Annotated in this window: 17 protein-coding genes; 13 read left to right on the top strand and 4 right to left on the bottom strand. The window is 59.3% G+C overall.

All coding sequences use genetic code 11. From position 1 onward, the window contains the following. Positions 1-3 precede the first annotated feature (3 nt). The gene (locus FHX15_RS21595) at positions 4-2310 is read right to left on the bottom strand and encodes an EAL domain-containing protein (protein ID WP_312861877.1); all 2307 of its coding nucleotides are present in this window, start codon (positions 2308-2310) and stop codon (positions 4-6) included. A gap of 180 nt (positions 2311-2490) precedes the next feature. On the opposite strand from FHX15_RS21595, the gene FHX15_RS21590 reads away from it, so the two are divergent. Further along, positions 2491-3291 (top strand): transporter substrate-binding domain-containing protein, encoded by an 801-nt coding sequence (locus FHX15_RS21590; protein WP_184400404.1) that lies wholly within the window; start codon positions 2491-2493, stop codon positions 3289-3291. Between the two features lie 67 nt (positions 3292-3358). On the opposite strand, the gene FHX15_RS21585 is transcribed toward FHX15_RS21590, so the two are convergent. Continuing rightward, positions 3359-4372 carry an AraC family transcriptional regulator gene (locus FHX15_RS21585; protein WP_184400403.1) on the bottom strand — a complete coding sequence of 338 codons (1014 nt, stop codon included), beginning with the start codon at positions 4370-4372 and terminating at the stop codon, positions 3359-3361. Between the two features lie 118 nt (positions 4373-4490). Between FHX15_RS21585 and FHX15_RS21580 the strand changes: the two genes are divergently transcribed. Beyond that, positions 4491-5930, top strand: a complete 1440-nt coding sequence (locus FHX15_RS21580) for an APC family permease (RefSeq protein WP_184400402.1) — start codon at positions 4491-4493, stop codon at positions 5928-5930. A 234-nt stretch (positions 5931-6164) separates the two neighbouring features. Continuing rightward, positions 6165-8162: a primary-amine oxidase gene (locus tag FHX15_RS21575; RefSeq protein ID WP_184400401.1), complete on the top strand. Its 1998-nt coding sequence runs from the start codon at positions 6165-6167 to the stop codon at positions 8160-8162. Positions 8163-8224: 62 nt separating this feature from the next. On the opposite strand, the gene FHX15_RS21570 is transcribed toward FHX15_RS21575, so the two are convergent. Continuing rightward, positions 8225-9766 carry a sodium:proton antiporter gene (locus FHX15_RS21570; RefSeq protein WP_184400465.1) on the bottom strand — a complete coding sequence of 514 codons (1542 nt, stop codon included), beginning with the start codon at positions 9764-9766 and terminating at the stop codon, positions 8225-8227. A 104-nt stretch (positions 9767-9870) separates the two neighbouring features. Here FHX15_RS21570 and FHX15_RS21565 point away from each other — a divergent pair, with 104 nt between their 5' ends. Further along, complete coding sequence (locus FHX15_RS21565; RefSeq protein WP_184400400.1) at positions 9871-11094, top strand: NAD(P)/FAD-dependent oxidoreductase; 1224 nt, start codon at positions 9871-9873, stop codon at positions 11092-11094. A gap of 53 nt (positions 11095-11147) precedes the next feature. Here the strand turns inward: FHX15_RS21565 and ftsZ are convergent, their stop codons facing one another. Next, positions 11148-12170, bottom strand: coding sequence for a cell division protein FtsZ (ftsZ, locus tag FHX15_RS21560; RefSeq protein ID WP_184400399.1), 1023 nt, complete (start codon positions 12168-12170; stop codon positions 11148-11150). A gap of 242 nt (positions 12171-12412) precedes the next feature. Here ftsZ and FHX15_RS21555 point away from each other — a divergent pair, with 242 nt between their 5' ends. The 9 genes from FHX15_RS21555 to glpK all read left to right on the top strand — a co-directional run bounded on the left by FHX15_RS21555 (position 12413) and on the right by glpK (position 22513). After that, positions 12413-13186: a DeoR/GlpR family DNA-binding transcription regulator gene (locus tag FHX15_RS21555; protein WP_184400398.1), complete on the top strand. Its 774-nt coding sequence runs from the start codon at positions 12413-12415 to the stop codon at positions 13184-13186. Between the two features lie 111 nt (positions 13187-13297). Next, positions 13298-14812 (top strand): glycerol-3-phosphate dehydrogenase, encoded by a 1515-nt coding sequence (gene glpD / locus FHX15_RS21550; protein ID WP_184400397.1) that lies wholly within the window; start codon positions 13298-13300, stop codon positions 14810-14812. Positions 14813-14854: 42 nt separating this feature from the next. After that, entirely contained in the window at positions 14855-15934 is a 1080-nt protein-coding gene (locus FHX15_RS21545; RefSeq protein WP_184400396.1) for an ABC transporter ATP-binding protein, read from the top strand. A 9-nt stretch (positions 15935-15943) separates the two neighbouring features. Further along, a complete protein-coding gene (locus FHX15_RS21540) occupies positions 15944-17014 on the top strand; it encodes an ABC transporter ATP-binding protein (protein WP_184400395.1) in 1071 nt (356 codons plus the stop codon). A 2-nt stretch (positions 17015-17016) separates the two neighbouring features. Further along, on the top strand, positions 17017-17883 hold the full coding sequence (locus FHX15_RS21535; RefSeq protein WP_184400394.1) for a carbohydrate ABC transporter permease: 867 nt from the start codon (positions 17017-17019) through the stop codon (positions 17881-17883). Position 17884: 1 nt separating this feature from the next. After that, positions 17885-18796, top strand: a complete 912-nt coding sequence (locus FHX15_RS21530; protein ID WP_184400393.1) for a carbohydrate ABC transporter permease — start codon at positions 17885-17887, stop codon at positions 18794-18796. After that, positions 18796-19092 (top strand): DUF2160 domain-containing protein, encoded by a 297-nt coding sequence (locus FHX15_RS21525; RefSeq protein ID WP_184400392.1) that lies wholly within the window; start codon positions 18796-18798, stop codon positions 19090-19092. The genes FHX15_RS21530 and FHX15_RS21525 overlap by 1 nt, the downstream gene beginning before the upstream one ends. Before the next feature lie 81 nt (positions 19093-19173). Next, entirely contained in the window at positions 19174-20904 is a 1731-nt protein-coding gene (locus tag FHX15_RS21520) for an ABC transporter substrate-binding protein (RefSeq protein WP_184400391.1), read from the top strand. Between the two features lie 112 nt (positions 20905-21016). After that, positions 21017-22513 (top strand): glycerol kinase GlpK, encoded by a 1497-nt coding sequence (gene glpK / locus FHX15_RS21515; RefSeq protein WP_184400390.1) that lies wholly within the window; start codon positions 21017-21019, stop codon positions 22511-22513. The last annotated feature ends 17 nt before the right edge of the window (positions 22514-22530 follow it).

Raw genomic sequence — 22530 nt, 5'->3', positions numbered from 1 at the left:
CGGTCAGCGAACGACCTGGGCTGCCGCTTTGGTCGAGCGTATCGTTGGCAGGAAATCGGCGAGAGGCATGGGGCGGGAGAACAGGAAGCCCTGGAGATCGTTGCAACCAGCTGCGACGAGAAAATCTCTCTGCCCCTCGGTCTCGACGCCTTCGGCCGTCGTCGCCTTGCCGAGCGTCCGGCTCAACCCCAGGATCGCCGAAACGATGGCGGCCCCCTCGGCTTGCGTCCCAAGCAAGCGAACAAAGGATCGGTCGATCTTGATCCGGTCGATATTGAACTGAATGAGGTGGCTGAGCGACGAGAAACCGGTGCCGAAGTCATCGAGCGCGATCCGGATTCCCCGTGATCGGAGCTTGCCGAGCGTTGCCTGGGCATCCTCATCGATGTTGAAGAGGGCAGCTTCAGTCAGCTCCAATTCCAGCCGCGATGGCGGCAGGCCGGTTTCCGCCAGGATGGAGAGAACATGGTGGTCGAAATCCCGATGGCGGATCTGCGAGGGGGAAACGTTGACGGCAACAGACATGTCGGCTGGCCAGCCGGCGGCAGCCTCTGCTGCGCTTCTGAGCACCCAGTGGCCGAGCTGATCTATCATGCCAGCCTCCTCGGCAATCGGAATGAATTTGTCCGGCGACAACAAACCAAGGGTCGGATGGCGCCACCGCAAGAGAGCCTCGGCACCCGAAAGTCTGCCATGCGCGTCGGCGCGATGCACGCCCTGAAAGAAGACTTCCAGGCGGCCCGGATCAATTGAAGACGCGTTGTTCGCGCTGTCGGGGAGATGGGCATGGTCTGCGAGCACGAGGCGAAGATCATTCTTGAGGTTTTCCCTTGCCTCGACCCGATGATCGAGGGAGGGATCATATTCAACCAGGCGTCCGCGTCCGTTGGTCTTGGCTTCGTATAGGGCGACGTCCGCCCGCCGCAAAATCTCACTGCTTGCCTGGGCCGCGTCATGAAAGGCAGCAATCCCGATCGAGCATCCGATGCGGACAACGATGTCACCATCGCGAAGTTGGAATGGCTTGCTCAATGCGCCGATGATCGTGTTGCAGAGGAGAATGTGACTATCGTCGCCCTCTCTGGCATCGGGAAGAAGTAGAGCGAATTCATCGCCGCCAAGCCTTGCAAGGGTGTCGCCTGGTTCAATGAGCGCGTTCATCCGGTCGACAACGCCGCGCAACAGTTCATCACCGGCAGCATGTCCGTGGATGTCGTTGACCTCCTTGAATTTGTCCAGATCGACGAGGGCAAGGACGGAGCGCCTGCCAGGAGATTTCATGGATGCAAGGCATTGCTCGAGACGGGCTGCAAAGAGCGCCCGGTTCGGCAAGCCCGTCAAGACGTCATGCAGTGATAGATGCCGGGCGTGATGTTCACTGGCGCTGAGTTCTCTGAGGCTGCGACGCAACCGGCCCATCAATGCGAAGAAGAGGCCGACAATGACCAGGCCAGCGATGGAGAGGATCGGAACAAGCCGGCCAATAACGCGTGAACCCGGCAGATCCGGTGTCCAGATAATGAAGCCGATCGGCTCCCCGCTCGCCGTCGCCTCTATTTGAAACGCAACCTCATCCTGCTCCTGATCGGCGGTGCGGGCATAGCGAGCGCCGGCCAGCCCCTGTTCGCGGCTCAACGTATCGAGCGTAACGCCGTCGAGGAAGCGGAACGCCACGAGATAGAGCCCGTTGGCGTCGTTGCCTTGCTGCTGATTAGTGTTTGAAGAACTTTTGACCGAAACGACGCCGGCGACCGAAGGGCGGCCCTCAAGTCGCATCAGTTCTACCCGACTGGGTTGCGGATCGGAAGTCGACCCCTGCGGCGTGCCGTGCTGCTTTGCTTCCAGATCCTGGATCATCGGCTGAAGGAGCGGGCGGACCCATTTGAAGCGGCGGCTTGTTTCCGGATCGGACTCAAGAGCAAGCTCGCCTGCTGGAGTGACGAGGAATGCTGCGTTGTAGCCGAATACTGTTGTCGCAATCTTCCCGAATGCCGCAGCGGATGTTGCACCCGCCCGTTCGTGCTTGCCGCTTGCCATTGCCGAATCCGCCAGCAGCAATGAGGCATAGCCTGCCCCCATCAGCTGGATATCCTGTGACACGCCTCGGACCTGGTCGAGGAGGCGGCTGTTGACCAGCTGCCGCTGTCGATCAAGGGCGGCTGCGTCGCTTTCCTTCCCAGCCCAGATAGCAGCCAGGAACACCAGCCCGAGAATTGCCAGACCGCTGAACGCAAGCAGAACCAATACCGAACCGGACGAGGTCCTCGTCGATCTAGGAACCAGTAGTCTTAAAGACGGATCAGCAAGCACGCAGTCTTCTCCCCGAGCGCCCTGATACTGACCGCGATTGTTTACAAAAAGCTTTTCAAGCAGCATCAAATTTAATGCCTCAAAATGACGAGCTTTTTAATCGTTTTGTGATTGACTGCTCATCGCGCAACGCTTGCCGATGCAAGGTTGGCAATCGAACTCTACGTCAAGGTGATTGGTATGTTGCGATTTGAATCTCTCTATCGGTCAAAGTTCTTCGCATTTGCTTGCGCGGCCGTTGTTGCGGTCGGTATTGTCGAGCCTGTCCGGGCTGCGGAAAACGATAGAATCCGCATAGCTGTCGAGGGCGCATTTCCTCCTTTCAACTATCTCGATTCTAATAACCAGCTTCAGGGCTTCGATGTCGATATCGCCAACGCCCTTTGCGAGGCGGCGAAATTAAAGTGCGAATTTGTCATCCAGGAATGGACGGCGATGATCCCGAACCTGCTCGACAACAAGTATGACGCAATCATTTCGTCGATGTCGATGAGCGCAGAGCGGCGCCAAAAGGTTGCCTTCACCCAGAAATATTATGACAGCCCCACGGTCTTCATCGCGCCCAAAAAATCAAACATCACCGGCACGTCACCCGATGATCTGAAGAAACTGCGGCTCGGCGTGACGGCTGCGACCTCACAAGAATCCTACGCCAAGAAATTCTATGGCGATCTCGAAACGACCGTGTTTCATGCGTCTCCGGATCTTTACAAAGGTCTTGCCGACGGCAAGGTCGATATCATCCTGGAAGACAAGCTCGCGGTCTACGATTGGTTGGCAAACACAAAGGCCGGGAGCTGCTGCGAATTCAAGGGCGAGGATATCAAGAACACCGAATATTTCGGTGACGGAGCCGGCATCGCCGTGCGCCCGACCGACAAGCCGTTGCTGGACAAGTTCAATGCTGCGCTTAAAGAGATCGAGGCTAACGAGATCTACGATACGATCAACGCGAAATACTTTCCGTTCAGCATCCGTTGAGGGCACCGGGGCGAGTTACCTTCATCCCTGCGGCTGACCCAAGATCTGCCGCAGCATTGTCTGCCGCTTACGAGCCATGTTCCCACTGTTTGCGGGCGCGCCACAAAACCGTCTCGTCCGCATAGCCCAAGATTTGCGCCACTTCTTTCATTCTGACCGCGCCGTTCTGTCTCTGCAGCTGAAGGATACTCTGGCGGTATTCCCGCATTAGATCCCTCAATGAGGTTCCCTGCTCGGAGAGCCGTCGTTGCAAGGTTCGCGGCGAAAGGGCGAGTTCCTGCGAAAGTCCGACGAGCGTGATCGGTTTGTGTCCCAGATAGATTCCGATCAATGATCGCACATGATCGACAGTCGAATCCGACTGCAACAGCTTGCCGCTCAGATCCTCGATATGGCGCTCCAGGACCGCCGCCAAGTCGGGCTGCTCCTGCCGATAGATGCGGCGTGCGTCTTGCCCTGAAACCACGATGCGATTGGCAGACTCGCCAAATTTTAAGGGCGCACGGAAGATCCGTTGCAAGGTCGTCAAGTCACGAGGCGCACGATGTTCGAAATGAACTTCGACGGGTCTCCATCCGCGTGCGAAGCAGGCGCGGACGAGCTGGCAGGATGCGGCAAGCGTGAACTCGCTGTCCTGCCGCCTCGGCCAGAGCCTGGTATCGTCGAGGCGATAGCTCCAGACCAGATTGTCGTCTTCCTGAAAGACACCGGAATTGGTGCCGCTCTGGACGGTGTTCACATATTTCGCCAATCGTTCGAAGCCGGCGCGGATGGTGCTCGATATGGAAAACAGCACGCCGATCGGCCCGATGTCGCTCGGCTTAAACAGGGTTCCAAGCAATGCCCCGATCGCCGGATCTCCGACGATCGATGCCGCATCTTCGAAGATAGCCATATATCGGTTCATGGGGATCATGGCATAGGGATCGTCAAACTGGCTGCGCAGAAGACCGTGAAGGGCGAGTAAAACGTCAGCCTTGCCGGATTTCCGGTCGATTTGTTCGATGAGCGGCAGCAGCACAGAGGCGCGAATTGAAGCAAATATCTGCGCGGATGTGCCGGTTTGCTGGGCAGATGACATGTTTTTGTTCCCCGCCGTCAGTGATGGCGCAAATTATCGATTCATTGGCATGAACTGCAATTTCGAGGCCAATCGGCCGTGGCTACCGTGTTGATGAAAATCAAAAGCAGGGGTTCTCATGACATCGCACACCACTTTGGGAGGTCCTCCCGACCGCCTCGCCAAAAACTCCGTCGGCCTTGCCCATATCGTCTTCTTCGTTGTGGCAGCGGCAGCACCGCTCACCGCCGTTGTCGGCGCGACGCCCGCCGCTTTTGCTTTCGGCAATGGACCCGGCGTGCCGGGTGCCTTCGTTCTGGCGGGGATTTTCTATCTCATCTTCTCGGTCGGCTTCACGGCGATGAGCCGGCATGTCGGCGGAACAGGCGCCTTTTATACCTACATCACGCATGGCATCGGCAAGCCGGCCGGTGTCGGCGGTGCGCTGATGGCGCTTTTGACCTATTCATCGGTACAGATCGCCATCTACGGATTGTTCGGTGTCTTCATCAGCGGCGCCGTTGAAACGATTATGGCGCTTCCGTGGTGGGCGTGGTCGTTTGCGGCGCTGGTGGCAGTCCACCTTTGCGGCCAGCGAAATATTGCCTTTTCAGGCACGATCCTCGGCATCTGCATGCTGGCTGAGGTCGCAATCCTGCTGCTTCTCGACATCGCCATCATGCTGACCGGCGGTGGGCCGGAAGGCTTCAGCCTCTCCTCCTTCAGTCCGACAACCGTGTTTTCGCCGGGCCTCGGTGTGGCGCTGGTCTTCGTGGTTGGCTCATTCATCGGTTTCGAGGCCACCGCCATCTTCGGAGAAGAGGCGGAAAACCCGGAAAAGACGATCCCGCGGGCAACCTATGCCGCCGTCCTGCTGATCACGGTCTTCTACGCGCTATCGACCTGGGCCATCGTGCAGTTCTATGGCCCTTCGAAGGTGCAGGCGACTGCCGGCAGCGGCTTGGAAACTTTCTATTTTGTCGCCTCCGACGCCGTCCTCGGGCAATGGTCGTCGCAAGTCATGAATATCCTGCTGATCACCAGCCTCTTTGCCTGCATCCTGTCTTTCCACAACATGCTGAACCGGTATTTCTACGCGCTGGGACGCGAAGGGCTCGTTGTAAGGGCACTGGGCAAGGTTCATCCTGTTCACGGCTCGCCATATATCGCGGGCGCCGTCCAGAGCGCCATTGCTGCCCTTGCGCTTGTCTGCTTCATCGCAGCTGGTGCCGATCCTTATACGGTCGTCTTTGCCTGGATGTCTGCTCTGGCCGTTCTCGGGATCCTGGCTGTTCAGGCCCTCGTCTGCGTGGCAATCGTTCTGTTCTTTCGGGGATTGCCGCATCGCTACGGTCTATGGACCACGGCGGTGGCACCGGTTCTGGCGCTACTCGGTATCCTCGGCGCGATCGTCCTCGTCATCGTCAACCTGCCGCTCTTATCGGGATCGGAAAGCGTGATCGTGAAATCCTTTCCGCTGCTGGTAGTGCTGACCGGCCTGATCGGGGCGGCCTTTGCGGTGCGCATCAGGACCGTGAAGCCTGAACTCTATGCTTCGCTCGGGAAGGCATTCGAATGACGAGACTTCAACCTTTGACCCTCGTCGACCGAATGTCGTTGATGACGCTTATGGTATTAACGACAGCCACAATCCTGGTGGCGGCAGAGGCACACGTAATTTGCTCTGTCTTCTGTATCCATGGTGATCGCACCCTCGAAATGGATATCTGCTCCGGCCGCTGACGGCTGAGCCCAGCAGTGTGTGCAGCCAGATGCGCACTGTCCACCACCCAAAGCATATGAAGGACTGACAATGGACGCCGTTGTAGAAACGCTCGCCTATCCGCTCCACCCGCTGAGCCTGACCGAGATCTCGGAAGCCGTCGCAATACTGAAGGACGAAAAGCAACTGCCACAATCGATCCGCTTCCCGATCATTCGTCTGGAGGAGCCGACCAAATCCGACATGGCCATGCACCGCGAAGGAAAGAAGCTTCCCCGGCTGGCATTTGTCCTGTCGCTGGATTCCAGCTCGGGCGAGGTTCATGAATCGATCGTTGACCTGTCGAAAAAAGCTGTTGTCGAGCACAGGAGGCTGCCGCTTGGATCAGCGCCTTATGGGCAGCCCCCGGTCATGCTTTGCGAGTTCGAGACCGTCGAGGCAACCGTCAAATCGGACCCCCGCTGGATTGCCGCGGTCAAGAAGCGCGGTATCACCGAGGAGGATATTCCGCTCGTCCAGATCGACCCGTTTTCCTCTGGTTTTTTCGGACGGGAGTTCGAAAAGGGCGCCCGGATCGTTCGCGCCGTCTCCTATTGGCGCGGGGATATTCGTGACAATGGCTACGCCCATCCGATCGAAGGGGTCGTCGCCGTCGTCGACCTGATCAGCAACAAAGTGGTCGATCTCGTCGACGACGAGACCGCCATCCCGGTTCCGAAGAAGAAGCGGAACTACGGGCAGGAGTCCTTTCGCGATGTCCGTCAGGATGTAAAGCCGCTCAACATCGTGCAGCCGCAGGGACCGAGCTTCTCGGTCGATGGCTGGACGGTGCAATGGCAGGACTGGTCGTTTCGTGTCGGCTTTACGCCCCGCGAAGGTCTCGTCTTGCACGAGCTTGGTATTAACAACGGTGGCAAGCTGCGTCCCGTGATCTTCCGCGCCTCGGTGACCGAAATGGTCGTGCCCTATGCCGATCCGACCGCCAACCACTATTGGAAGAGCGCTTTCGACGCCGGGGAATATGGGCTGGGGCGGCTCGCCAATAGCCTTGAGCTCGGCTGCGATTGCCTAGGCCAGATACATTATTTCGATATCCCGTCGGCCGATGATTTCGGTCGGCCGGTGATCATGAAGAACGCCGTCTGCATGCATGAAGAGGATTTTGGGATCCTCTGGAAGCACTACGAGTTCAGAAACGGTATTTTTGAAGTGAGGAGATCGCGCCGTCTCGTCATTTCCTTCTTCGCGACTGTCGGCAATTATGACTATGGCTTCTACTGGTATCTCTATCAGGATGGCACCATCCAGCTCGAAGCAAAATTGACCGGCATCATTCAGACGGCGGCTGTTGCAAGCGGTCAAAAATATGCCTGGGGCGGGATGGTCGACGACAATCTCGGTGGCCCGACCCACCAACATTTCTTCAATGCGCGCCTGCACATGGATATCGATGGCGGCGGGAACACCGTCAGCGAACACGAGTTCCAGCCACGCCCATGGGGCGAGGACAACCCTTACGGCAACGTCTTCGATACGAAGACGAGAATCTTGAAACGGGAGCTCGATAGTCCTGCTGTCGCCAATGGCGAGACCGGCAGGTATTGGAAGGTCCAGAACCCCAACGAGCAAAATTCCGTCGGCAATGCGCCAGGCTATAAAATGGTGGTCATGCCAAGTCCGCTGATGCTCGCCCAGGACGGGTCGACCGTTGCTCAGCGTGGCGGCTTTGCCAAGAAGCACATCTGGGTGACGGCGTTTGACGCGAAGGAAAAATATGCGTCCGGCGATTATCCGAATGTGCATGCAGGTGGGGACGGCTTGGCGAAATACGTCGAGAACAACCGGAATATCGAAAACGCCGATATCGTGCTTTGGCACTCCTTCGGGCATACGCATGTCTGCAAACCGGAGGATTTTCCGATCATGCCGGTGGAATATGCAGGCTTTACCCTGAAACCGAACGGTTTCTTCGACAGCAACATCGCCATGAACCTCCCTGCTGCCCGCAACGAGCACAGCCGCGACAATCACAGCTCGGCTCCCTTCGATCAGGGGGACAAAGCCAGCGCCAGTTGCTGCGGGCATTGACGGGGGATCGGATGCAGCGTTGAGGGCGACTGTAAAGGTCGCACCTTAACTGCAATCTACCCCTAACTCTCCGTCATGCGCCGATCCTCGTCGGATCCGACGGAGAGCTGCTTCCAGTCCAGGTCTTCCTGCAATTCCAGATATTGCGTCGGGCCGATCTTATCGTTGTCGCGCAGCTCTTCGAGGCGCTGGCGCTGGGCGATGACGGCCGCGATCGTCAGCTTGCGGCGTCTCTCGATCGGTGAGGTCCGGCTCGGGTTCGGCGCTGCGGTCCAATGATCCCGGCAGATCGTGCGGATCGCTTCAGCTTCCGCGCCTCCTTCCTTCTCCAGCCGTTGAAATGCGGCCTCGGCGAGTGATCGCCTGGCCGCTTCCAGTTCTCGGCGGCTCTCTGATTGCCGTCCGAGTTTCAGGAAATGGATCATCGGGGCAAGGCTCGCCCCCTGGATGACAAGGGTTGCCAGTACCACTGAAAAGGCCGTCAGCACGACGAGGTTTCGTTCGGGAAAATCGGCAGGCAGGGCAAAGGCGGTTGCAAGTGTCACGAGGCCGCGCATGCCGGACCAGCCGACCAGAAAGGTCTCCCCATGCCTGAAAGGTGCGAGCAGCTTGCCGCGCCGGTGGCGCAAGATGACGTATGCATGCAGCAGGAAGGCCATTGCCAGGCGCGCAAGGATGACACCAACCACCACGATGGCGGCAAAACCGAGCGCTCTTTCAAGTTCGCTCGCGGACATGGATTCGAGGATGCTGCGCGCCTGCAGGCCCATAAGCAGGAAAGCCACGACATTCAGCAGGAAAACCACCGTCGTCCAGACGGCGAAAGAATGCACGCGCATGCGCGGCGAATCCTCCACCGTCGACAGCCTGGCGATGGTCATGGCGCTCGCGACTGTCGCGAGCACCGCTGAAAGGTGCAGATGCTCGGCGATCAGCCAGGTCGAGAAGGCATAGACGAATTGAAGCAGCGTTCCGCCGACGGTATTTTCGGTCACCGGCCGAAGGCGCGAAACGAGGAAGCCGAAGACGATGCCGAAGATGATACCGCCGGGAGCGGCAAAGCCGATCTGAAGCGCGGTCGCGATATCGAGCCCGCCACGCGCCTGAACCGTGAGAGCCGCACCGAACAGCAACAGCGCCGTCGCGTCGTTGAAAAGGCTTTCGCCCTTGAGCAACGTATCCACGCGGCGGTCTACCGGCAGAGTGGAAAGAACGGCTGTCGCCGCCGCAGCGTCCGGTGGCGCAACGATGGCGCCAAGCGTGACGGCTACCGCAAGCGGCAGCCCGACAGTCAGGATGCTGATCGACACGACCACGCCTGTCGTTACCAGAACCGCGATAACGGCATAGAAGACCAGCGGCAGCAGCATGCGCCGCGCCGCGCCCGTGGGGAAGTCATAGGCCGAGTCGACGAGAACCGGCGCGATGAACAGAGCAAGCGCTGTTGGCGGATCGATCGGGATGACAGGCGCACCCGGCAGCATCGCCACGGCGACGCCGCCGGCAGCCAGAATGCCGGGATAGGGCAGGTGCGTACGTCGGGTGATCTGCAAGAGCAGGATAGCGACAGCCAGAAGTGCAACGAGCGTTTCAAAGAAGGTCATGCGAGCATAGTAGCAGGCTTTCGGACGCATTGAAGCGGGTGCAGCTCCCGTGTAAAGCTTAAGCCTATCAAGATGATGACGAAGCGCGGGGCGTGGCGGTGGCGATGGACTACGATGTGGCAGTTATCGGCGCCGGTGCGGCGGGCATTGCCGCGGCGCGAAAACTGGCAGACGCCGGACGCTCCGTCATCATTCTCGAAGCCAGCAACCGCGTTGGCGGTCGGGCCTGGACGATCGACCTATCAGGCATGCCGCTCGATATGGGTTGCGGCTGGCTGCATTCGGCCGAGCGCAATCCGCTCGTTGCCATCGGCCGCGAGGCCGGCTTCACGATCGAGCGCGGCCAGACGGCCTGGCAGAACCAGTGGCGTGATCTCGGATTCTCACCGGATGAACGGCTTGCTGCCGCTGCCGCGTGGGGGGCTTTGGAAGAACGCTTGCGGGCCGATCCACCGCCGAGCGACCGCGCTTCGGACGCGCTGGAGCCGGATGGCGAATGGACCGCCTATTGCCAGTCGCTGAGCGGCTACCTGAACGGCACTCCGCTGGAGCGGCTGTCGGTCGCCGACTTTCTTGCCTACGATAATGCCGCGACCGATGCCAACTGGCGGGTCCATGAAGGCTATGGAAGCCTGATCGGCGCTGCCGTTCCCGATGTGACACTGCGGCTTTCAACGCCGGTCCGTCGCGTTGCACTGACCGGCAAGCACGTCAGGCTGGAGACCGACCGCGGCCCGATGACTGCGGATGCGGCGATCGTTACGGTCTCGACCAATGTTCTTGCCCGCGGCACCATCGCCTTCGACGCCGGGGTGGATGATCATTTGCACGCCGCCAGCCAGCTGCCGCTCGGCCTTGCCGAAAAGCTGTTCATGCAGCTCAGCGGCAATCATGGCCTCGAACCGGAAACCCATCTGCTTGGGGATGCGAGGAACGACGAGACCGGCAGCTATTATATAAGGCCGCTCGGTCGCCCGGTCATTGAAGGTTTTTTCGGCGGAAAGGGCGCCGTCGTCATTGATGAGGCCGGTCTTGTCGACGCCTTCGCATTCGCGCTCGACCAGCTGTCATCACTTCTTGGAAACAGTATCCGCCGCCACCTGCGGCCCTTCGCAGCGTCCTCCTGGTGTCATACCGATTGGGTTCGCGGTTCCTACAGCCATGCGCTTCCGGGCCATGCGGGGGCGCGACTGACGCTGGCGCGACCGGTCGGCGACCGGCTGTTTTTTGCCGGCGAAGCGACCCACCAAACCGACTTCTCGACGGCGCATGGGGCCTGGGAAAGCGGAATAAGGGCCGCGGACGAGGTGATTGAAGTGTTCGTCTAGATCTGCTTCATGCGCATATTGACGATCTTCCGACTTTCGCCCGTGCCGGCGCCTCACTGCAGCGTGCGGGTCTGCTCTTTTATCGGCGCAAACTCCTGCACGGCGGCCGCCTGGCCGGCGCCGTCAAGGCCAGTTGCGACGACCGAGACGCGGAACCTGCCGTCCAGGCTGCGGTCGAAGATCGCGCCGACGACGATTTCGGCATCGTCCTGCACTTCGTCGCGAATCCGGCTTGCGGCTTCGTCGACCTCGAAGAGCGTCATGTCCGAGCCGCCGGAGATCGAGATCAGCACGCCTTTAGCGCCCTTCATCGAGATATCGTCGAGCAGCGGGTTGGCAATGGCAGCTTCCGCAGCTTTCATCGCCCGCGCCTCGCCGGCTGCTTCGCCCGTGCCCATCATTGCCCGGCCCATGCCGCGCATGACGGATTTGACGTCGGCGAAATCGAGATTGATCAGGCCTTCCTTGACGATGAGATCGGTAATGCAGCCGACACCGGAATAGAGCACGCGATCTGCCGTCATGAAGGCATCGGCGAAGGTGGTCTTGGCGTCGGCAATGCGGAAGAGGTTCTGGTTGGGGATGACGATGACGGTATCGGCCGCCTGGCGCAGCGCCTCGATGCCGGCTTCGGCCATCTTCATGCGGCGGTTGCCTTCGAACGTGAAGGGCTTGGTGACGACGCCGACCGTCAGGATACCGGCCGAGCGGGCTGCATGCGCGATGACGGGTGCTGCACCCGTGCCCGTGCCGCCGCCCATACCGGCTGTGACGAAGCACATGTGCGAGCCGCTCAGGTGATCCATGATCTCGTCGAGCGATTCTTCCGCCGCGGCACGCCCGACCTCCGGCAGGGAGCCGGCGCCCAGACCCTCGGTGACATGGGCGCCGAGCTGGATGCGGCGCGTCGCCTTAGAGGTTGCTAGTACCTGGGCATCCGTGTTGGCGGCGATGAAATCGACGCCCGCCAGTTTCTCGGCGATCATATTGTTGATCGCGTTTCCGCCACCTCCGCCGACGCCAATCACCGTAATCTGCGGCCGCAGCCCCGTAATGCCGCTTTTGGCGTCTGTCATCGAACTCTCCTTTTGTCCCTCGTGCATGCTCGCCCCGTCGCGGATAGCGAATCGCATCATACGTTAAGCGCGCAACAAGGCAGAGGCGGGGCGGGTTTTGCAATATCCAAAGGGATTTCAGCACTCGATCATGTTTCGATGGAGCGCATGTCGCGATTGCCTTTAGCCTCGCACCAGCAGCGATTGCTTTGCCATAAACCGAAGTTTCGCTAAAGATGAAAACGAAACGAAGGAGGGCGCGCATGTTTCTATCGGATCGTCAGGGGAAGATCGTGGCGCTTGCGAAATCCACGGGCCGAGTGCTGGTCGATGATCTGGCAACGCAGTTTGCGGTGACACCGCAGACTATCCGCAAGGACCTGAACGATCTTTGCGATGCGCAGCTCCTGACGCGCATCCACGGCGGCGCAACTTTCCCGCGCGGCACGGAAAACGTCCGCTACGATGCGCGGCGCCAGATCGCAGCGACCGAAAAACAGGCAATTGGCATTGCTGCCGCAGATCTCATCCCCAACAATAGCTCCCTCTTCATCAATATCGGCACGACGACGGAAGCAGTGGGCGAAGCCCTCTCCAATCATCATGAACTGATGGTGATTACCAATAATATCAACGTTGCCAATAGATTGCGCCTGATTGACAATATCGAGGTGGTGATTGCCGGCGGCGTGGTGCGCCAATCAGACGGCGGCATCGTCGGCGAAGCGGCCGTGGATTTCATAAGGCAGTTCAAGGTCGATTATGCCGTGATCGGGGCTTCGGCGATCGATCCGGATGGTGCGCTTCTCGATTATGATTTCCGCGAGGTGAAGGTGGCACAGGCCATCATCGCAAATGCCAGGCACGTCATTCTGGTTGCGGATTCGACCAAGTTCGAACGCACAGCACCGGTGCGGATCGGCCAGATTTCGCAGGTCCACACCTTCATTACCGATCAATGCGATTCACCATCCATCCGCAATATCTGTCAGCAGAGCGGCGTCGTTCTGGTCGAGGCGGCGAAAGCAAACCGCTGATTTCGGCGGCGGAAAACATTCGTTTGACATTCGAAAAATTTTCGATTTAATCGCTCTCACTTTCGGGTTTGGAGGGAACCGTTGCGCTGCCCTGGTGCAACGAGGGGGAATATGGACGGTATCCACGATATTTTCGTCATCGGCGGCGGGATCAACGGCTGTGGCATTGCGCGCGATGCGGTGGGTCGCGGATATACGGTGGCGCTTGCCGAGATGAACGATTTCGCCTCCGGCACCTCGTCAGGCGCCACCAAGCTCATCCACGGCGGCCTGCGCTACCTCGAACACTACGAGTTCCGCCTGGTGCGCGAATCGCTGATGGAGCGCGAGATCCTCTGGGCCATGGCTCCGCACATCATCTGGCCGCTGCGCTTCGTGCTGCCCTATCACAAGGGGGGGGTAAGGCCGGCCTGGATGATCCGCCTTGGCCTCTTTCTCTATGACCACCTCGGCGGCCGCAAGCTGTTGCCGCCGACTTCGGTGCTTAACATGCGCACCGATCCGGCCGCCAAGCCGCTGAAGGCACTCTTCACCAAAGCTTTCGAATATTCCGACGGCTGGGTCGACGATGCCCGAATGGTGGTGCTGAATGCGCGGGATGCCGCCGACAAGGGGGCGCTGATCATGCCGCGCACCAAGGTCGTCTCTGCCCGACAGGAGGGTGGCGTCTGGCAGATCAAGACGATCAATAGCCTCACGGGCAAGAGCGAGACCCATCAGGCCCGCATGCTGATCAATGCCGCCGGTCCGTGGGTCGACCATGTCATCCGTTCCACTTTCGGCCAGAATGAGGCCCACCATGTGCGCCTCGTCCAGGGCAGTCACATCATCGTCAGGAAGAAGTTCGAAGGCCCGCGCGCCTATTTCTTCCAGAACCCCGACAACCGCATCATCTTTGCCATTCCCTACGAGACCGACTTTACCCTGATCGGCACGACCGACCGCGACTACACAGCCGATCCGAAGGATGTGAAGATCTCCGAGGAGGAAATCGTCTATCTCTGCAATGCGGCGTCGGAATATTTCAACGAGCCGGTGAAGCCCGAGGATATCGTCTGGACCTATTCGGCGGTCAGGCCGCTCTTCGATGACGGCGCCTCGAAGGCGCAGGAAGCGACCCGTGACTACGTGCTGAAGGTCGAGGGCAAGGCGGGCGAGGCCCCGCTTCTCAATGTCTTCGGCGGCAAGCTCACCACCTATCGGCGGCTGTCGGAACATGCGCTCGAAAAGATCGGCGAAGCGATCGGCGTCAAGGGCCGGCCGTGGACGGCGGGCAGCCACCTGCCGGGCGGGGATTTTCCGGTGCAGGGCTATGAGGGTGAAGTGGCCAAGCTCAAGGCCCGCTATCCGTTCCTGGCCGACGCCCATTCCCGAAGGCTTGTTCGCCGATACGGTACGAAGGCAACCACGCTTCTCGGCAATGCCGCAAAGATCGACGATCTCGGAAGGCTGTTCGGAGCCAACCTCTACGAGGCCGAGGTCCGCTACCTGATCGACAATGAATGGGCCGTTTCCGCTGACGATGTGCTCTGGCGGAGAACCAAGGCCGGTTTGCACATGACACCACAACAGATGCATATTTTGGAGGAGTACATCGCCGCTCTGCCCGCAAAACTCGCAGGCTAAGCCGGCATGTGGTCCCCGTCTTGAGGAGGCACGGGAACCGGAATGCTCGAATTGCGCAATGCCGCAAAGATGGTCGGCGGTGAATATCACATCCACCCGACGGACCTGACATTTGAACGGGGATCGCTGAACGTCCTGCTCGGACCGACGCTCTCCGGCAAGACATCGTTGATGCGGCTGATGGCCGGTCTTGATCGGCCGACCAGTGGTTCGATCTATTTCGACGGCGCCGATGTTACCGGCATGCCGGTGCAGAAGCGCAATGTCGCGATGGTTTACCAGCAGTTCATCAATTATCCCGCACTCAGCGTCTACGAGAATATCGCCTCGCCGATGCGCATTGCCGGACGAGACCAGAAGACCATCGATTTCGAAGTGCGCAAGGCGGCCGAGCTTCTGAAGCTCACGCCCTATCTGGACCGCACGCCGCTCAATCTCTCCGGTGGTCAGCAGCAGCGCACGGCCCTTGCCCGCGCACTCGTCAAGAATGCAAGCCTTGTTTTGATGGATGAGCCGCTCGCCAATCTCGATTACAAGCTGCGTGAAGAACTACGGCAGGAATTGCCGCGAATCTTCGCCCAGTCCGGCGCGATCTTCGTTTATGCCACGACGGAACCCTCCGAAGCGCTGTTACTCGGCGGCAATACTGCAACGCTCGCCGAGGGCCGGATCACGCAGTTCGGCCCGACGATCGAGGTCTATCGCAATCCCCTCGATCTCACGACGGCGAAAACATTTGCCGATCCGCCACTGAATTTTATCGACCTCGTCAAATCGCAAGGCACTTTCCTCCGCGACGGCGCTGTGATTTTTGCCGTGCCGCCGCACCTTCAGAATGTGCCGGACGGGCCGGCAACGATCGCGTTTCATCCGCATCATCTTGCACCGACCGCCCAGACAGCCGATTCGGCGCGGCTCACAGCACGGACACAGATTTCAGAGATCACAGGGTCGGAAAGTTTCGTGCATCTGCAATTTGTCGACACCCGCTGGGTGATGCTTGCGCATGGCATCCACAATATCGACCCGGACGCGGACCTCTCCGTTTTCATCGATACGCGCCACCTGATGGCGTTCGGCGCGGACGGCCGGGCGATCACCACCGCTAGGCACGGGGGCTAGGAGAAAATCATGGCACGTATCACCCTCGATCATATTCGACATGCCTATGGGCCAAACCCGAAGAGCGAGAAGGACTACGCTCTCAAGGCAGTTCACCACGAGTGGAACGATGGCGGCGCCTATGCGCTGCTCGGCCCTTCAGGCTGCGGAAAGACCTCGCTACTCAATATCATTTCCGGCCTTATTCAGCCGTCCGAAGGTCGGATTCTTTTCGACGGACGGGATGTTACGAACCTGCCGACGCAGCAGCGAAATATTGCCCAGGTATTCCAATTTCCGGTGATCTACGACACGATGACCGTCTATGACAATCTGGCTTTCCCCTTGCGCAATCGCGGAGTGGCGGAACCCGACGTTGATCGTCGTGTCCATGAAATATTGGAAATGATCGATCTTGCAGGCTGGGCCAAGCGGCGTGCTCGCGGTTTGACGGCGGACCAAAAGCAGAAGATTTCGCTCGGCCGCGGCCTCGTGCGCTCGGATGTGAACGCAATTCTCTTCGACGAGCCGCTCACTGTTATCGATCCGCATATGAAATGGGTGCTGCGATCGCAACTGAAGCGGCTCCATAAGCAGTTCGGTTTTACGATGGTCTATGTCACGCATGACCAGACGGAGGCGCTGACCTTCGCCGACAAAGTCGTGGTGATGTATGATGGCGAGATCGTGCAGATAGGCACGCCGGCCGAGCTCTTCGAGCGTCCGAGCCATACTTTCGTCGGATACTTCATCGGTTCGCCGGGCATGAACTTCATGCCGGCCAAGGTGGAAGGCCGCACCGTTCGGGTCGGTGAACACGCGCTGACGCTCGATTATGCGCCAAAGACTTCGGCCGCGGCCAAGGTAGAGCTCGGAATCCGGCCAGAGTTTATTCGGGTCGGTCGCGTGGGCATGCCTGTCACCGTCAGCAAGGTGGAGGATATCGGCCGGCAGAAGATCCTTCGCGCGCAGTTTGCCGGCCAGCCGATCGCGATTGTCGTTCCTGAAGACGGAGACATTCCGGCTGATCCACGGGTCACCTTCGAGACGTCGGGTATCAGTATCTATGCCGACTCTTGGCGCGCCGGACCGGAGGCTTGATCATGGAAAAAACCTGGAACAATAAAGGCTGGTTTCTGGTCCTGCCGGTCCTCGTGCTGGTGGCATTCTCGGCCGTCATTCCCTTGATGACGGTTGTGAACTATTCCGTTCAGGACACTTTCGGAAACAACCAGTTCTTCTGGAACGGAACGGACTGGTTTACCCAGGTCCTGCATTCCGATCGTTTCTGGGCCGCCCTGCAGCGAAATTTGATTTTTTCGTTGATCATTCTCGCTCTTGAGATCCCCCTCGGTATCTTCATTGCACTCAACATGCCGAAATCGGGCATCGGCGTGCCCGTGTGCCTGGTGTTGATGGCGCTACCGCTGCTGATCCCGTGGAACGTTGTCGGCACGATCTGGCAGGTGTTCGGCCGCAACGACATTGGTTTGTTCGGCTATTACCTCAATGCCATCGGCATCGATTACAACTACGTGCAGGATCCGCTCGACGCCTGGGTGACGATCATCATCATGGATGTCTGGCATTGGACGAGCCTGGTTGTGCTTCTCTGCTATGCCGGTCTCGTTTCCATCCCTGATGCTTTCTATCAGGCAGCCAAGATCGACGGAGCGTCTCGTTGGGCTGTGTTCCGCTATATCCAGCTGCCGAAGATGAAGCGCGTTCTTCTGATCGCCGTGCTGTTGCGTTTCATGGATAGTTTCATGATCTACACTGAGCCCTTCGTCGTCACCGGCGGCGGTCCGGGCAATTCGACCACGTTCTTGTCGATCGATCTGGTCAAGACCGCGCTCGGACAGTTTGACCTCGGTCCCGCCGCCGCCATGTCGCTGATCTATTTCCTGATCATCCTGCTGCTTTCATGGGTGTTCTACACCGTCATGACAAGCCACGACGCGGAGAATTGAAATGAGCGCCTCCAACGAAACGACAGCGAGCCGAAAGATTTCAGGCATTACCAGTGTCGCAAGCGGTCTGTCTTCGGACGAAGTCAGTCGTCTGATGCGCCGGCGCGGGGAGGAATCGCGCTGGTGGTGGCTGGTTCCGACGATCTACATCATCGTGCTCCTGCTGCCGATCTATTGGCTCGTCAACATGAGCTTCAAGACCAACGCGGAGATCGTCAATTCCCTGACGCTTTATCCTCATAACCCGACGATCGCCAATTACGTGACGATCTTTACGGAGAAGGCGTGGTATTCCGGCTACATCAATTCAATCACCTATGTCGTGATCAACATGGTGATCTCGGTGGCAGTCGCGCTGCCGGCGGCCTATGCTTTCTCCCGTTACCGGTTCCTCGGTGACAAGCATCTTTTCTTCTGGCTGCTCACCAATCGAATGGCGCCCCCAGCCGTGTTCGCGCTGCCGTTCTTCCAGCTCTATTCAGCCTTTGGGCTGATCGATACGCACATCGCCGTTGCCTTGGCGCACTGCCTCTTTAACGTGCCGCTTGCGGTCTGGATCCTTGAAGGCTTCATGTCGGGCGTGCCGAAGGAGATCGACGAGACGGCCTATATTGACGGCTATTCTTTCCCGCGCTTCTTCGTGAAGATCTTCATGCCCCTGATTGCAAGCGGCATCGGCGTCGCTGCCTTCTTTTGCTTCATGTTCTCCTGGGTGGAACTGCTGCTTGCCCGCACTTTGACGACGACCGACGCAAAGCCGATCGCTGCCACCATGACCCGCACCGTCTCTGCATCCGGCATGGATTGGGGCCTGCTTGCCGCCGCCGGTGTTCTGACCCTGATCCCAGGGGCGCTTGTGATCTGGTTTGTCCGCAATTACATCGCCAAGGGCTTCGCCCTGGGGAGGGTTTGATGAGCTTGTCGCTTCCCGATTTTTCATGGATGGCATGGACCTGGCCGACGGCCGCTTTCTTCATCGTCATCGTATTGCTGCTGATCGGTATGGGGATCTGGGAGTATGCCGTGCCGGGGGGCAGCCCGCGGATCGGTATCCTGCGCTTCGAGACCACGCGCGGTGACCGGCTTTTCCTTTCGCTGCTCGGCAGCGCCTTTATCCATCTTGCCTGGCTTGGTCTCGCCGGATCAAGCCTCTGGTGGGCTCTTGCTCTCTCCGTTGTCTACGCCGTCGGCGTATTCCGTTACGTGTGAGGCAAACTGATGCAGATGGCCGGGGGTATTTCTGGCCGCCTGAGACGTGAAAACTGCAATCGCAAACCCTGGGAGGATATCATGCGAAGGCATTTATTGACGACGACAGCAGCGGTACTGCTGGCCATGACAGGGTCGGCCTATGCCGGCATGGATGAGGCAAAGACTTTCCTGGATAAAGAGATCGGCGACATGTCGACGCTCTCTCGCGCCGACCAGGAAAAGGAAATGCAGTGGTTCATCGATGCTGCCAAGCCCTTCAAGGGTATGGAGATCAAGGTTGTTTCGGAAACCTTGACCACCCACAAATATGAGTCGGAGGTTCTGGCTCCGGCCTTCACTGCGATCACCGGCATCAAAGTAACGCACGACGTCATTCAAGAGGGCGACGTTGTCGAGAAGATCCAAACGCAGATGCAGACCGGGCAGAACCTTTATGACGGCTGGGTCAATGACTCCGACCTGATTGGTACTCACTGGCGCTATCAGCAGGTGCGCAACCTGACCGACTGGATGGCCGGCGAAGGCAAGGACGTTACCAACCCCGGCCTCGATATCGACGACTTTATCGGCACCAAGTTCACGACCGCGCCGGACAAGAAGCTCTATCAGCTTCCCGACCAGCAGTTCGCCAACCTCTACTGGTTCCGCTACGACTGGTTCAACGACGAGAAGAACAAGGCCGATTTCAAGGCGAAATACGGCTACGATCTCGGCGTTCCGGTCAACTGGTCGGCCTATGAAGACATTGCCGAATTCTTCACAGGACGTGACGTCAACGGCAAGAAGGTCTTCGGCCACATGGACTACGGCAAGAAGGACCCGTCGCTCGGCTGGCGCTTCACCGACGCCTGGCTGTCGATGGCCGGCAACGGCGACAAGGGCCTGCCGAACGGTCTTCCGGTGGACGAATGGGGTATCAAGGTCGACGAGAAGTCGCGTCCCGTCGGTTCGTGCGTCGCGCGTGGCGGCGACACCAACGGCCCGGCAGCGGTCTATTCGATCCAGAAGTATCTCGATTGGTTGAAGGCATACGCACCGGCGGAAGCTCAGGGCATGACCTTTTCGGAATCCGGTCCGGTGCCGGCACAGGGTGCCGTCGCCCAGCAGATCTTCTGGTACACCGCGTTTACCGCAGACATGGTCAAGCCCGGCCTGCCTGTTATGAACGAGGATGGTACGCCGAAGTGGCGCATGGCGCCGAGCCCGCATGGCGTTTACTGGAAAGACGGCATGAAGCTCGGTTATCAGGACGTCGGCTCGTGGACGCTGATGAAATCGACCCCGACGGACCGCGCAAAAGCTGCTTGGCTCTATGCACAGTTCGTGACCTCCAAAACGGTTGACGTTAAGAAGAGCCAGGTCGGTCTCACCTTCATCCGCGAATCCACCATTCGCGACAAGAGCTTCACGGAGCGCGCTCCGAAGCTCGGCGGTCTGATCGAGTTCTATCGTTCGCCGGCTCGCGTTCAGTGGTCGCCTACCGGGACCAACGTTCCCGACTATCCGAAGCTGGCTCAGCTTTGGTGGCAGGCAATTGGCGATGCCTCTTCCGGCGCCAAGACACCGCAGGAGGCCATGGATTCTCTTTGCAGTGAACAGGAGAAGGTCATGGGCCGTATCGAGAAATCGAAGGTCCAGGGCGATATCGGCCCGAAACTCGCCGAAGAACATGATCTCGCTTATTGGAACGCAGATGCTGTGAAGAAGGGTAACCTCGCGCCGCAGCTGAAGATCGAGAACGAGAAGGAAAAACCCATCACCGTCAACTATGACGAGCTCGTCAAGAGCTGGGCAGACGCCAAGAAATAAGCGTCAGATCGGCCGGGCGCGCGCCGCCCGGCCGTCTTCCATTTCCATAGAATCAACGGGGACAGAGCTGCCGTTCCGGCGGAACGATGGCTGCTGCGCAGGAAGAGATGTCATGAGCGGCCATATCCTTGCCATCGACCAGGGCACGACGTCGTCGCGCGCGATCATTTTCGACCCTCAGATGCGGATCGCAGGGTCGGCCCAGACGGAAATCGCCCAATATTTCCCGCAGACAGGCTGGGTGGAGCATGATGCGGCCGAAATCTGGGACACGGTGCTTTCGACCGCCCGCGATGCATTGGCAAAGAGCGGCGTGGGGGCGGGCGCGATCGCTGCCATCGGCATCACCAATCAGCGGGAAACGACCGTCGTCTGGGAAAGGGCGACCGGCCAGCCGCTTCACAAGGCAATCGTCTGGCAGGACCGGCGCACGGCGGAAATGTGCGACCGGCTGAAGGTGGATGGCTATGAAAAGCTCTTCACCGCCAAGACTGGTCTGTTGCTCGATCCTTATTTTTCCGGCACGAAGCTGCGCTGGCTGCTTGACAATATAGAGGGACTGCGTGCCCGCGCCGAAGCGGGCGAAGTCTGTTTCGGGACCATCGACAGCTGGATCATCTACAAGCTGACCGGCGGACGCGCGCATCTTACCGATGCAACCAATGCCTCGCGAACCCTGCTCTACAATATCGCCGAGAATCGCTGGGACGAGGAGCTTCTTGAAATCCTGCGCATCCCGCGCGCAGTGCTGCCCGAGGTCAAGGACAGCGCTGATGATTTCGGCACGGTCGATCCTTACATCTTCGGCGCTGGTATCCCGATCCTCGGTGTCGCCGGTGATCAGCAGGCGGCGACGATCGGCAATGCCTGTTTCGAACCGGGCATGGTGAAATCGACCTACGGCACCGGCTGCTTTGCGCTCTTGAACACTGGCGATGACCGCGTCCGTTCGAAGAACCGGCTGCTGACGACAATCGCCTATCGCTTGAATGGCAAAACCACCTATGCGCTGGAAGGATCGATATTCATTGCCGGTGCTGCCGTGCAGTGGCTGCGTGACGGTCTCGGCATTATCGGGAAGGCATCGGAAACCAGCGCGCTCGCTGACAGAGCCGATCCGCAGCAAAGGGTCTATGTCGTGCCTGCCTTCACCGGGCTTGGCGCTCCCTATTGGGATCCGGAGGCGCGTGGGGCGATCTTCGGCCTGACGCGCAACAGCGGTCCGGCCGAACTGGCCCGGGCCGTCCTGGAATCGGTCGCCTACCAGACGCTCGACCTCCTGGTGGCGATGCGCAGCGATTGGGGCGATCACCCGATTGAAACCGTTCTGCGCGTCGATGGCGGCATGTCGGCCTCCGAATGGACGATGCAGCATCTCGCCAACATTCTCTCGAGCCCCGTCGAGCGGGCGGCGACCTTGGAGACGACGGCGCTCGGTGCAGCCTGGCTCGCCGGATCGAAGGCCGGCGTCTGGCCGGAAAGGGAGGAGTTCGCGCGCGCTTGGGCAAGCGACCGCAGCTTTGAGCCGGATATGACGGACACGGACAGGCAGGCGAGAATCGTCGGTTGGCGCAATGCGATCGCACGGACACTCAGCACAGTGGCCTGACCCGGGGGGAGGACCCA

Origin of the sequence: Rhizobium sp. BK650 (genome assembly GCF_014195325.1) — a bacterium.
Lineage (GTDB): Bacteria > Pseudomonadota > Alphaproteobacteria > Rhizobiales > Rhizobiaceae > Rhizobium.
The sequence above is the reverse complement of the archived record's forward strand: the minus strand, read 5'-3'. Positions and strand labels throughout refer to the sequence as shown.